The sequence below is a fragment of the Variovorax sp. 01N429 genome (assembly GCF_056399425.1).
Genome location: NZ_JBFTRG010000015.1, coordinates 74117 through 86168, shown reverse-complemented (window position 1 = coordinate 86168; position 12052 = coordinate 74117). Strand labels below are relative to the sequence as shown.

Below are 12052 nucleotides of genomic sequence, written 5' to 3'. Positions count from 1 at the left end.
TTCAGCGCGAGCGCTTGTCGATGACGCGCCGCGCCTTGCCGGTCAGCGTGCGTTCAATGCTGTCGGGCTTGAGCACATTCACGGTGGTCGAGATGCCCACGAGCGTCTTGATGCGCTGCTGGAGCCATCCCGCGATCTCGCGTACTTCCTGGTCGCCGGTCGTCGGCGCGGCGAGCGGCTGCAACTCGCACTGCACTTCCACCGTGTCGAGCAACCCATCGCGGCTGACGTTGATCTGGTATTGGCCTGAGAGCTTGGCGTGCTGCAACACGATCTCCTCGATCTGTGTCGGGAAGACGTTCACGCCGCGAATGATCAGCATGTCGTCGGAGCGCCCGACGATCTTGCCCATGCGGCGGAACGAACGTGCAGTGGGCGGCAAGAGACGCGTGAGGTCGCGCGTGCGGTAGCGAATGATGGGCAGCGCTTCTTTCGTCAGCGACGTGAAGACAAGCTCGCCCTCCGAGCCTTCGGGCAGCACTTCGCCGGTTTCGGGATCGATGATCTCCGGATAGAAGTGGTCTTCCCAAAGCACCGGGCCGTCCTTGGTCTCGATGCATTCGCTGGCGACGCCGGGGCCCATCACTTCGGAGAGGCCGTAGATGTCGACCGCATCGATGCCGGCCTTGCCTTCGATCTCATGGCGCATCGCCTCGGTCCACGGCTCGGCGCCGAAGATGCCCACCTTGAGGGAGCATTCGCGCGGGTCGAGCCCCTGGCGCACAAACTCTTCGACGATCACCTGCATGTAGCTCGGGGTGACCATGATGATCTCGGGCTTGAAGTCGCGGATGAGCTGCACCTGCTTTTCGGTCTGCCCGCCGGACATCGGAATCACCGTGCAGCCCAGCCGCTCGGCGCCGTAGTGCGCGCCCAGTCCGCCGGTGAAAAGGCCATAGCCATACGCGATGTGCACGATGTCCCCCGCACGGCCGCCTGCAGCGCGGATCGAACGTGCGACCAACGATGCCCAGGTGTCGATGTCGTTCTTGGTATAGCCGACCACCGTGGGCTTGCCCGTGGTGCCCGACGACGCATGAACGCGCGAGACCTGCTCTCTCGGAACCGCGAACAGGCCGAAGGGGTAGTTATCGCGCAGGTCCTTCTTGGTCGTGAAGGGGAAGCTGGCAAGGTCGCTCAGTTGCTTCAGATCGTCCGGATGAACGCCCTTTTCGTCGAACGCCTTGCGGTAGTGCGGCACGTTGTCGTAGGCGTGCTTGAGCGACCAACGCAGGCGCTGCAACTGCAGCGACTGGATCTCGTCGCGGCTCGCGGTCTCGATGGGATCGAGTTCACCCGGGGCGGGTTGCTTCACAGGCATGGATGTCTCCTCGGGCGGCTCACGCGGCGACGGCCGGCTTGCCCTTGATGGTGTACGAACGGCCGCGGAACACGGCGATGCGTTCGTTGCGCTGGTTGGTGATTTCGCAGTCGTAGACCCCGGTTCGGCCCGCCTTCGACACCTCGAAGCTGCGCGCGGTGAGCACGTCACCCTCGCGGCCCGGCGCCATCAGGTCGATTGAAAAGCCCGAAGCCACCGTCAGCTCGTTGTACGAATTGCAGGCGTACGCGAAAGCCGTGTCGGCGAGCGTCGCGATCAAGCCGCCGTGGCAAATGTCGTGACCATTGAGCATGTGCTCGCGCACCGTCATCGAGATCGTTGCATTGCCCGGAGAGACTTCGGCGATTTCCATGCCGAGGCTCTTCGCGGCGCGGTCATTGGCGAACATGCGCTCGCGGACGAGTTCCGCGGTCTGTTGCGGCGTGCGGTCGGATTGGGGTGCGGTCATGGTGAATCAGCGATCGGTGAAGACGGGAGCGCGCTTTGCGCCGAAGGCGGCAACGCCTTCGAGGTAGTCGTGTGCGCGGCCGAGCTCGGCTTGGACAACGGCTTCGCGGTCCAGCGCCTGATCAAGCGTGAGGTGTTGCGCTGCATCGATGGCGCTGCGCGTCGCGGCCAGTGCCTTCACCGGCATTGCGGCGAGGCGCACTGCGAGATTGCGGGCCTCTTCGGCCAGCGCTGCATCGTCGACGCACTTCCAGATCAGACCAATGCGCTCGGCTTCGGCAGCGCCGAGCTTGTCGCCGAGCATCGCGAGCCCCATGGCGCGCGCGCGGCCCACGATGCGCGGCAGAAGCCACGTGCCGCCCGTGTCGGGCACAAGGCCAATCTTCGCGAAAGCCTGAATGAAGCTCGCGGATTGACCCGCCAGCACGAGATCGCAATTGAGCGCCAGGTTCGCACCCGCGCCGGCCGCGACACCGTTCACCGCGGCGATCACCGGAAACGGCATTGATTTCAGCCGTCGCACGAGGGGCTTGTAGAGGATCTCAATCGCGCAGCCCAGATCCTTGGGCGGCTCGCCGTCAGGCGACGGAGCGACCATCGGGTCGGCAAGATCCTGGCCGGCACAGAAGCCGCGGCCCGCACCCGTCAGGATCAGACAGCGGACTTCGGCATTCGACGCCGCCGCATCGAGTGCAGCGCGAAGCTGCTCGTGCATGGCACCGGTGAAGCTGTTGAGTGCGGCGGGCCGGTTCAGCGTGAGCGTCAATACCGGGCCGTCTTGCGATGCAAGGACGAGTGAATCGGACAAGCTTTGTCTCCAGTCGTGGGCGCAGTCGAGAGGTGGGGCCGATCTGTGTCACGAGTATTGTTGACCGACCGGTCGGTGAATCATAAGATCCACACCAGCCGGGCGCAAGTCAAAAGACCCACGGGGAAACCCGCATATCTGCCGACGATCTGCCGAGGCCCCTTCCCGTCAACTCAAAGGAGACAGCCTTGCCTTGTTATTCGATCGAAGGAGTGGTGCCGGTCATCGACCCCAGCGCCTATGTGCATCCGACAGCCGTACTGATCGGTGACGTGATCGTCGGCCCCGGCTGCTACGTCGGGCCGTGCGCGGTGCTGCGCGGCGACTTCGGGCGCATCGTGCTCGAGCGCGGCTCCAACCTGCAGGACACGTGCGTGATCCACGGCTTCCCCGCGCATGACACCGTCGTCGAAGAAAACGGCCACATCGGCCACGGCGCAGTGCTGCACAGCTGCATCGTCAGACGTGACGCACTGGTCGGCATGAACGCCGTCGTCATGGACGAGGCCGAAGTCGGCGAAGCAGCCATCCTCGCGGCCTGCGCCTTCGTTCCGGCCGGCAAGAAAATCCCTCCGCGTTCGCTCGCCGCCGGTATTCCTGCCAAGGTGATGCGCGAGCTGAGCGACCAGGAAGTCGCGTGGAAGCTGGAAGGCACGCGCACTTATCAGGACCTCACGCGGCGCAGCCTTGCGAGCATGAAGGAAGTCGACGCGCTGCCCGCTGTCGAGGCCAATCGGCCTCGCGTCAATGCGCCGGATGTGAAGCCGTTGATTGCGACGAAGCGCGGGTAGCGTGGTCAGCCGGCGGGCATCATTCGACGCAGCGCAGGGGCACTCACACAGTATTCTTGCGAACCAGTCCTCCGCGGCAAAAGGATCAACGTGCCAATACGAGCGCTGCAGTTCTTGTGTCGGCGAAAAGTGCCGCCCCCGCCCGCGTTGACCTTGCTGGAGTACATCCAGCAAGAAGCCTGGCGAGAGGCTGGCTTTCTCGCCCGGGTTGACGACCCGAGCTTCGCCTACTCCGCCCAGTATGTCGTGCCGCATGAAGTGGAGATCTCGATACTGGAACTCATCACGATGGGTGGCCAAGGCCCCATTGAACTTCGGGGCCCCTCACCCCCATCGCGCTTCCAGGAAAAGTTGACCTTCCCTCTTCTGGAGGCGGCCTACCGCAGGCTGAATGCAGCCGGCGCCATTCCCGCCGGCATCGTGCTCGGAGATTCGCTGCTGATGGGCACTGCGCCGCTGGCCTCCATCTACCCCAGCGTGACTCGCAATGACCTGGACGGAAAGACTGCCGTCGTATTCAGCACTGGGATGTTGGTCCTGCACATGCTCGTCGGTGAGGTGCTTGCGCGCGCCGGAGACGGCCGCCCTGTACAACCCACCGACCTGGAAAAGGTTCTTTCCCAGAGCACAGCGATGGACCTCCAGAGAGCGGCGACCACGCTACACGGCGTCGCCGAGTCGCTATTCGGCCTCGTCACGCAGAACTGGCCGTATCCGGAGCACGGCGTCGACTACGCGAGCATGAGGAGCCACCTGTTCGCAGCCGAGTTCTTGTCGGATGCCTTCGCCTTTTGTCTTTTGCATGAGCTGTCGCATCTGTCGCTGGGTCACTTCTCCGGCGCTGCCGGCTTGGGGTCCTTGCAGCAGCGAGAGTGCGATGCGGACGTGCACGCGCTACGGGGAACCTTGTCCAGCCACCAGCCGGCCAACAACACGATGCCTGCGCTCATTGCCGTCCTGGTGATGTTCGAAACCATGAGCTTGATCTATCGAACCATCAACTACCTGGCGTTTCGCATCGACTACTCACTCCTGCCGGAGGCCTTCATGGGCCATCTCTACTTCAGGGCCCATGGTGACGACATGCATCCACATCCCCGTACTCGTTTGACGTTCCTGGTGATGCAACTCAAGGCCGCACATCCCGACCTTGCCGATCGGATCGACACGATCTCGCGTCATTGCCATATCTTCTTCGACAACATCTGGACCATTGTTGCGGGGCACTTCCCCGCGCAAAATGTGGCGCTCTCTCCGACCTGGCGCGCGGTCGTGGAACTGCACCGAAGGGCGCACACCGCTCCCACCATGCCTTCATCAACCAAGGAGACGTGATGACCTGGATACTCATTGTGGGAATCGTCATTTCGGCCGTCATTGCCTACTTTGTGCGCGGCAAGCCTCACCTGGCGGCGGTGACAGGAATTCTGACCAGTCATGGGTTTTCCGCGGATGCCATCGACGCAATCCGGCAGGCACCTGGAAACGAAGAGATCACCGTGACACTGGCCGACGGACGCAGCTTCAAGACCACCGCCGCCGAGGCCTCAAAACGCCTGCAGCCGGCATCCGAGGGAAAGCCCCCGACCTGGCTTGAGAAGGGCTCTTCGAATTTGGTGTCGCTCGTCCTCTTTGTGTTGGGGTGCGGCGTGTCCTTCGTCTTCTACTATCTCAGCTTGCCGAAGACGTAAGCGGCGCCCGTAAGCGGCGCCGCGGTAGCACCCCGCTACAAGCCCTTCAAGACCGCCGCAACCGTCTTCAACGTCTTCGACGGCATCCACGTGTTGCGCATGTAGAGGTCAATGAGGTCCTTGGGAGGAACGCCGACGAGACGGCTGGCCACGATGCGTTTTTCGCCATCCGCAACATTCCATGCGCCCCGCCAGATCGCGCGAAGGGTTCGCACGCCATCGACCATCACGCCCACCGTCTTGGTGCCGAAGGTATCCCACAGGTCATCCCCTGCGTCGTAGGCATCAACGATCGACAGTGGCTTGATGGTCTTGAAGGTGCGCTGCATCAACCGCACCGTTTCGACTGCCGCCGCGTGGCCCGTCGCTGGCGTCCTGGCGTGGCTGGCTCCCGACGAGAGCGCCTTCTGAATGCTGTCGAGAAAAGTCACCGCATTCCGGCGCAGCATCGTCTCTTCATACTCGGTGTGCACGCCAGCGCCGCGGTTGGGTTTTCCGTTGTCTTGAGGCTCGCCATCGTGCAGGTATCCTGGCGCGTGGGTCGCGAACCAATCCTTCTCGTGGATCAGGTAGCGCCCCACGGCGGTACCGACGACATTGGGGAGGTGGGCCAGGTGGACGTGATAGTGCCGGCGCGCTTCCAGGAGATCCGACAGCGTCAGCAGCATGTAGTTTCGCTGCGGCGGGAAAACGTCGAGGCCGCTGATCCGGCTGCTGTTGGCGATGGTCATTGCCTTCTCCCCACAGCCTCTTGCGTTTACTAGTCCTGCTTCATCTTGTTCGAATCGCTCTGTTTGGCCCGCGCTTTGCTGCTGGTGGCTGCCTCCGCCCGCCGGGCTTCCGCCTTTGCGCTCTCTTTGGCTGAGCCGGTCATGGCACCCATCGCGGCACCGGCCGTGGCGCCGGCGGTGGCACCGGCAGCTTCGCTTTCCTTTTGAGTCTCTGGCTTGTTGCTCACACCACCTGCCTCATCGCCTGGCGGTCGTTGATGTTTGGGCGGAGCGGTCTCCGTTTGACCATTGGCGCTGACGGTTGCGACCACAGCCGCCAAGGCAATACAGGCTCGCGCAAGAAGTCCGAAAGCTAAACGAGGTCTGTCGACGTTCATGCTGACCCTCCGTCCTTGGTTTTCGACTTGACATCACTTTGTGTCGGGGTGAGCGTGGGCTGATCCAAACAATCCTGTGCGTTCCCCCGCCCACCAAATAAGCTTCATGACGACCAGCGCGCTCACTCCCAATGGTGAAACGTAGTAGCCGGTGCTCCTTATGAGCAAAGCGAGCAACAGCAGCGTGACACACACTACAGACGCGAAACGTGCAATAGCCACCAGGGCAGTCTTGTGCGAGAGCGCCCAATCTACTGCGAACAGGAACAAGATTCCGAAAATAATATCGACGAGAGCCGGCGCGGGGGGAAAGAATCTCTCGTCCAAAAGTGCTTCGAGTGCGTTAGCCTGCAGATCGACGCCGGAGATGTCGCCGATGACTGTGCTGTGTCGATCGACGTTTCTTCCGACCTCACCCACGAAGACCACCTTTCCACGGAGGCGGTCCAGATTTTGAAGAGAAGGCTTCAGATCAAGGCATCGCTTAGACAGACTCCGATCGCTGGACGGCATCGGAAGGCACAGCAAGTCTCCTGATCGCACGAGCACAAGATTCTCGGGCCGTATCAGGCTCATATAGGGTGATTCGCCGCTCCCCTTGAGGTGCTTGAGGACGGAGGAGTCATCCACAAGCCTGGGCTCGCGGAGGAGCGCCGATTGCAGGGCAAGTCCGTTGACCCATTCCTCCGATCCCCCAGGCTGCACCTTGACGGTCCATCCGAGAGCGAGCCTTTCGGGTGTACGGTCTGTATTGAGGATGCCGACCGTCAGCAGCGGGGACGGCGCGAAACCCAACGACGGAATGACATGGGCCGCAGTTCTATCGCCGCTCGGCGTCGGAGGAGCCTCCTCGATACCCATCCCGAGAATGATCGGGACGTGCAACACCGTGGTGACATGCGATATCGCCTGCTGCAGCCTTTCGGTCGGATCGTTTGACGCCATTGGTTCGCATCCAAGCGGCAGAAAGCGCCGGTCGAGCACGATGACGTGCGGCGCAAAGCCCGCCAGAACAGGCAAGAGATCCGCAAAATATTTTCTTTGCACGCATGAATTGTTCGGAAAATATTCCGCGGTCGGGTCCGACCTCGGGTCTATGTGCACCACGGTGCTGAACTTTGGCGAAAGCGCTCGTGGATACGCCGACACCATCAGTTGATACCAGCTTTGACCAGCGATGACGACGTTGGCGACCCTTTCGCCAAGAATTTGGTGCTCGATTTGCTGCTCGATGCCGTACGCCAGTGTCTGCAGGGCAATGACTGCTGCGACTTGAAGAATCTTGGGCCACGGCTCCCGCGTCGGCTTGTTCAATCCCAAAGGGCCCAACACGACCTTGAAGGCCCGGGCGATCTTCGTGCGAATGTTGAAACTCATCGCAGTTGCCCTTTGAAGGGTTTGAGTTGGAGATCTCAGGCGACGCACCGAATCCAACTCTACCCTTGGCAATCTCGGCGACGCAATCTATCTAAAGGTCGAAGCTCGCGTCAGGGCTGCGGGCATCAGCAGCCTCTCCGAGGATTGATTTCAGATCGGGACTCCGCAGCAGAATTCCCCGATCCATCTCGTCTAAGGCAGGGAAACTCCAACCGCCGCCGCCGCGGCTCGAATCTGGGATGGCCAATTGATGTTGCCGGGATCACGGCCGCTTGCCATGCCCATGAGATAGGCCGGCTCCGCCGCGATATTCCTGAATCCGCGCGACACACCGGGCGGTATCGAGATCGTGTCCCAGGTCTCCAGCACCACATTGCGTTCGCCAGCGGGACCCCAAAAGACCTCCCACCGACCCGACAGTGCGACGAACACTTCCTGCGTCAGGTGGTTGTGCAGCGGCGCAGACTTGCCCGGATTGCAACAGACGATGTTGAGATGAAAGCCCTCTGCCGCGAGCGGCGCCGCCGGTGGCGTACCCAGCACGCGCCAGGTGGTTCGCTCGCAACCGGGGATGCCTGCATCGGCGTAGTCGTCCGTGGGTTGAAGTGAACGGAAACGCGCAACTCGGGCCTCCATTTCAGCGACGGTGGGGTTGGCGTCAGTGATCGGGGCTGTAGGCGACATGACTTGCTCCGCGTGATTCGGGGGATCCACGTAGTCTTGCATTCTTGGGCTTTGACATCCAGCCCCGGGAGCGCGTGCCGGCGTTCAGCGATCAGCGATCAGCGATCAGCGGCGAGCAATGTCTCTTCGAAGAGCACAAGAAGATGACGCGCGAACAGGTCCATGTTCGCCGCGCGGTCGTCATTGCCGGTTGCGATAGTCTTGCTTGCCGAAGCTGCGCCGACGACTGCGATGCACACGTGGCCTGGCGCATCGCCATACGGACTGCCCGATGGCCCAGCGGCGCCGCTTTCACTGATGCCCCACGAGGCGCGGTGCATGTCGCGGACCTTGCCTGCGACCATTAGCGCGTAGGGCTCGGTCTCCGCGCGCATGCCTGCGACGTCGTCCGGCGTGAGGCCGAGCAGCGCCTTGCCCGCGCGCCGGGAGTAGACGACCGCGCCACCGAGGAAGTAGCTCGATGCGCCGGGTACGGCAAGAAGCGCGGCTGAAACGAGGCCGCCGGCGGAAGATTCGACAACGGCGACCGTTTGCTTGCGCTCCTTCAACGCGGCGCCGACGCGCTGCGCGATCTCGGCGAGTGAAGGGAGAGTGGTGCTGTTCGGTGTGGGCATCTGATAGGTCCGATGAAAACGTGCGCCGAGTTTCGCGCGGTTCGCACCGTTTGGCCCACATCGCGTCGGGAGGCGTCTACTTGGTTCCGTAGGTCGCCAGAACCGCCGACACCACCACCTGATAGGCCGCCAGCCAACGCGAGCTTGCCGTCTTCATTCGAAGTTCACCCGAAGCTTCACTCGAAAGTACGCACGATGAAGGACGCCTTGTTCGCTATGAGCCAACTTCCCTCGATCTTGTGCAGAACGAAGTGATCGTTGAAAAGCCTGTTTCCAACTCGCGCCCTCACTGTCGCTGTTGAAAGAATGTCCGAAATGTTCTCCATGGAGAGAACCGCTTCGTCCCTGGGCGCGCCGGTAGATCGAGGACTTGGCCTCCCGTGGATGAGCGCCGAATAGTCTGGAGACGACATGGTGTTGAGCTGGCCTTCTTGAATCCACTGGACGAGACAGCTCGGGTGGAAGACTTTATTGAAGTCACGGCTCGCAGGTTCGTACGCCAGATTGAAATAGTCATCGATCACGGCGAGTACGGCTTGGGTCTGGGTCATTTGCTGACTTTCCTGAAGGGTCGAAAGGACTCGTATAGTGAAAGATCCCTCCGCGCTCGGCTACTGCGAAGCGGTTATCGCTGCCATTACAGGAACACATAGATCATGGAAGACCTCGATGGAGGACTTGTAAGCGGCTTGCTTACCCTTGCAGCTGTAGCCGAATCCAAGAGCTTTGGTCGCGCCGCATCTCGCCTGGGCAAGACTCAGCCCGCAGTGAGTCGCGCTGTTCAACGACTGGAGGACCGCCTGCGCGCGAAGCTCGTGCATCGCACCAGCCGACATGTTGAAGTCACGGACGCTGGGCATGCGCTGCTGTCAAAGGTGCTGCCGTTGCTCCAGGGAATTGAAGAGGCGACTGTGGGCGCTTCGGGCGAAACCTCAGTCGTCAACGGAACATTGCGCGTTGCGTGTGATGCCGTCTTTGCGCGCCTTGTTCTGGCACCGGAGTTGGCGCAGTTCTTGAAGAATCATCCTGCACTTGAATTGAAGCTGGAGACCCGAAACGACCTGTCGGACTTGGTGAGCGACGGATTCGATCTCGCCATTCGGTTTGGACCACCCTCCGTTTCAAGCTTGGTCTGTCGCAGGCTCTACAGCCCGCGAGTCCTGACAGTGGCCGCGCCGTCGTATCTTGCGCAACGCGGCCGACCCAACTCGCCGAAGGACCTCGTCGATGACGGCCATGAATGCATTCACGCCATCGATCCGGCGAGCGGCAGGCCCTTCGAATGGGAGTTCTGGCGTGGCAACGAGAAGGTGAAGGTCGCCGTCAAGGGGAATCTGACAGTCACAGATGCGGGAACCAAAATCGGCGCCTGCCTTGCGGGCTACGGGATCGCGCAGGTGATCGATCTCGGAATCGACATGCATCTGCATGCGGGCACGCTGGAGCCTGTTCTGACGGACTGGGCCGGCGAGACCTTTCCTCTTTACGTGTACTACCCCAGCCGGAGCCACGTTCCGGCCAAGGTAAGAGCGTTCATCGATTTTGTGGTGAGCATGATGCCCGGGCAGCTATCGGAGAGCCGCGACGACGCGCGCCAGCGGCCGCCATCTGTATTTGCCTAGTGCCTAGTGGCGCGGCGTTGAAGCAATGCTGGCCTTTGCGGCTTTGGCGCGGCGCTGGAATTCGGAGTTGATCAGCGCCACCAGCGCTTCCACTTCGCTGCGAAGGTCGTCGCGCTCAGGTGTGTGCGGACTTCGCACATGAAGTAGCAGGTTGTGGACACATGCGATTGCGCGATAGGCCTCTCCTAATGCGCTGAGATCGGCTTCCAGGGTTGAGTGTTCGTCTGCGGGGGGAGCGGTCGGGTGGCGCGCGAGCGCGCAAGTAGGGTGGACCATCTATGGCCTCCAAGAGGTGCGGTTTACAAAAACCGCCGCTCCCGCTTCCAAACGAGGCGGCGACTCGAACAGGTTGGAAGACCGGGCACCTCTTGCGAGAACCGGCAGGGCGCGAGCCCTCCCGTCCGAGCCGCCTTAAAAGGGGCGCGAACGAAAAAGCCGCAGGTCCTGCGGGAGTCACTGCGGCTTTCGTCGCAGAGGTGCTTAGGGCTTCCAAACCCTATCGCGCTTGTTTGCGCGACGAGCGGAGTATAGCCATCGGCCCCCAAAAAGTCCGCGCTCGTGACGAACTGAAGTTAACGCGAACTGCGACAAGGAAGATGCGCACTCACTGCATCGAATGAAACTTCGGCCGCGCATGGAACCACGGCATGAACATCATCAATTTTGATGAGTTGTTTTGAAGGAACCGTGCGACTTAGTTCCGCCATCCATTCGGAAGCCCGTGCCAGTATTCATCGTTATAAAAACCAACGATGAGCCAGCATGAAGACGAAGAACAAGAAGTCTCGCCCAGCCAAAGCAATCCTCGTCGCCGTTTTGGTGACGCTCGGATCGAGCGGATGCACGACGATGGTTGCGTATTCCGCCAAGCCACACGAGCCCGTGCAAACGGTGAAATACACGCAAGGTGTCGGCACCGTCATCGAAAAGCATGAAACCCATGAAGTGTTCATGTACCCGACGTTCAGGACACAAGGCACCGCGATGCCGACCTTCACGATTGGCTATGCGAATAACGGCACTCAGCCTGTCAACTTCACGCCCGACAACATCAAGGCCTATTTCCGCGGACAGCCTGTCCCGATTTATACGTACACGCAGCGGGTCGCGGAGATTCAAAGCGAGAAGCAAAGCAAGCAGATAGCGCTTGCGATTGTTGGTGGACTGGCGGCGGGGGCGGCCGCGTACGGCGCCTCTCATCAGACCTATCAAAGTAACTATTCAGGATTCGTGTCCGGAAGACGCGGCGTAACGACTTTCGCTGGCACCAACACCGTTCAGGTGTACGACCCCCTCGCCGGAATCGTCGCGGGCGCCGCCATTGGTGGAGCAACGGGGCTGGGCATCAGCCAGATCGAATTCAATGCACAGAATCAGGAGCAGGCTGCAAACTCGATTCTTCAGGAAAACACCGTGGACCCGCTGCATATGGTTGCCGGTGAACTCATGTTGAAGAACTGCTGCGATCCTTATCCCAATCCCAACGACATGCTTCGGTTTGAAGTGACTGCGAACGGCACGACTTCGGTATTCGAGTTCCAGCGGAAGAAGGTTTCGCAATAAAGAAC

General features: G+C 61.2%; 15 protein-coding genes. 5 read left to right on the top strand and 10 right to left on the bottom strand.

The genetic code is table 11. From position 1 onward, the window contains the following. Position 1: 1 nt before the first annotated feature. From paaK to paaG, 3 genes are read right to left on the bottom strand one after another with little or no spacing between them, the layout of a single operon-like run. On the bottom strand, positions 2-1321 hold the full coding sequence (paaK, locus tag AC1DSF_RS23225) for a phenylacetate--CoA ligase PaaK (protein WP_478128666.1): 1320 nt from the start codon (positions 1319-1321) through the stop codon (positions 2-4). Positions 1322-1340: 19 nt separating this feature from the next. Further along, on the bottom strand, positions 1341-1790 hold the full coding sequence (paaI, locus tag AC1DSF_RS23220; protein ID WP_478128665.1) for a hydroxyphenylacetyl-CoA thioesterase PaaI: 450 nt from the start codon (positions 1788-1790) through the stop codon (positions 1341-1343). A gap of 6 nt (positions 1791-1796) precedes the next feature. Further along, positions 1797-2597: a 2-(1,2-epoxy-1,2-dihydrophenyl)acetyl-CoA isomerase PaaG gene (gene paaG / locus AC1DSF_RS23215; protein WP_478183497.1), complete on the bottom strand. Its 801-nt coding sequence runs from the start codon at positions 2595-2597 to the stop codon at positions 1797-1799. A 188-nt stretch (positions 2598-2785) separates the two neighbouring features. Between paaG and AC1DSF_RS23210 the strand changes: the two genes are divergently transcribed. The 3 genes from AC1DSF_RS23210 to AC1DSF_RS23200 all read left to right on the top strand — a co-directional run bounded on the left by AC1DSF_RS23210 (position 2786) and on the right by AC1DSF_RS23200 (position 5079). Then, on the top strand, positions 2786-3388 hold the full coding sequence (locus AC1DSF_RS23210; protein WP_478183496.1) for a phenylacetic acid degradation protein PaaY: 603 nt from the start codon (positions 2786-2788) through the stop codon (positions 3386-3388). A 129-nt stretch (positions 3389-3517) separates the two neighbouring features. After that, positions 3518-4723, top strand: a complete 1206-nt coding sequence (locus AC1DSF_RS23205; RefSeq protein WP_478183495.1) for a hypothetical protein — start codon at positions 3518-3520, stop codon at positions 4721-4723. Further along, positions 4723-5079, top strand: coding sequence for a hypothetical protein (locus AC1DSF_RS23200; RefSeq protein ID WP_478145947.1), 357 nt, complete (start codon positions 4723-4725; stop codon positions 5077-5079). The genes AC1DSF_RS23205 and AC1DSF_RS23200 overlap by 1 nt, the downstream gene beginning before the upstream one ends. 35 nt (positions 5080-5114) lie before the next feature. Here the strand turns inward: AC1DSF_RS23200 and AC1DSF_RS23195 are convergent, their stop codons facing one another. The 6 genes from AC1DSF_RS23195 to AC1DSF_RS23170 all read right to left on the bottom strand — a co-directional run bounded on the left by AC1DSF_RS23195 (position 5115) and on the right by AC1DSF_RS23170 (position 9413). Beyond that, a complete protein-coding gene (locus AC1DSF_RS23195; protein ID WP_478183494.1) occupies positions 5115-5810 on the bottom strand; it encodes a hypothetical protein in 696 nt (231 codons plus the stop codon). Positions 5811-5839: 29 nt separating this feature from the next. Beyond that, positions 5840-6187 (bottom strand): hypothetical protein, encoded by a 348-nt coding sequence (locus AC1DSF_RS23190; RefSeq protein ID WP_478128659.1) that lies wholly within the window; start codon positions 6185-6187, stop codon positions 5840-5842. A gap of 33 nt (positions 6188-6220) precedes the next feature. Next, positions 6221-7564, bottom strand: coding sequence for a CHASE2 domain-containing protein (locus AC1DSF_RS23185; protein WP_478183493.1), 1344 nt, complete (start codon positions 7562-7564; stop codon positions 6221-6223). A 192-nt stretch (positions 7565-7756) separates the two neighbouring features. Then, positions 7757-8248 (bottom strand): cupin domain-containing protein, encoded by a 492-nt coding sequence (locus AC1DSF_RS23180; protein ID WP_478145943.1) that lies wholly within the window; start codon positions 8246-8248, stop codon positions 7757-7759. A gap of 98 nt (positions 8249-8346) precedes the next feature. Next, a complete protein-coding gene (locus AC1DSF_RS23175) occupies positions 8347-8862 on the bottom strand; it encodes a CinA family protein (protein WP_478183492.1) in 516 nt (171 codons plus the stop codon). Positions 8863-9038: 176 nt separating this feature from the next. Then, positions 9039-9413: a nuclear transport factor 2 family protein gene (locus AC1DSF_RS23170; RefSeq protein WP_478183491.1), complete on the bottom strand. Its 375-nt coding sequence runs from the start codon at positions 9411-9413 to the stop codon at positions 9039-9041. A gap of 105 nt (positions 9414-9518) precedes the next feature. Here AC1DSF_RS23170 and AC1DSF_RS23165 point away from each other — a divergent pair, with 105 nt between their 5' ends. Continuing rightward, entirely contained in the window at positions 9519-10484 is a 966-nt protein-coding gene (locus tag AC1DSF_RS23165; protein WP_478183490.1) for a LysR family transcriptional regulator, read from the top strand. A gap of 3 nt (positions 10485-10487) precedes the next feature. Here AC1DSF_RS23165 and AC1DSF_RS23160 read toward each other — a convergent pair whose 3' ends face one another. After that, complete coding sequence (locus AC1DSF_RS23160; protein WP_478183489.1) at positions 10488-10760, bottom strand: hypothetical protein; 273 nt, start codon at positions 10758-10760, stop codon at positions 10488-10490. Between the two features lie 486 nt (positions 10761-11246). On the opposite strand from AC1DSF_RS23160, the gene AC1DSF_RS23155 reads away from it, so the two are divergent. Beyond that, a complete protein-coding gene (locus AC1DSF_RS23155) occupies positions 11247-12047 on the top strand; it encodes a hypothetical protein (protein WP_478183488.1) in 801 nt (266 codons plus the stop codon). Positions 12048-12052: the final 5 nt, after the last annotated feature.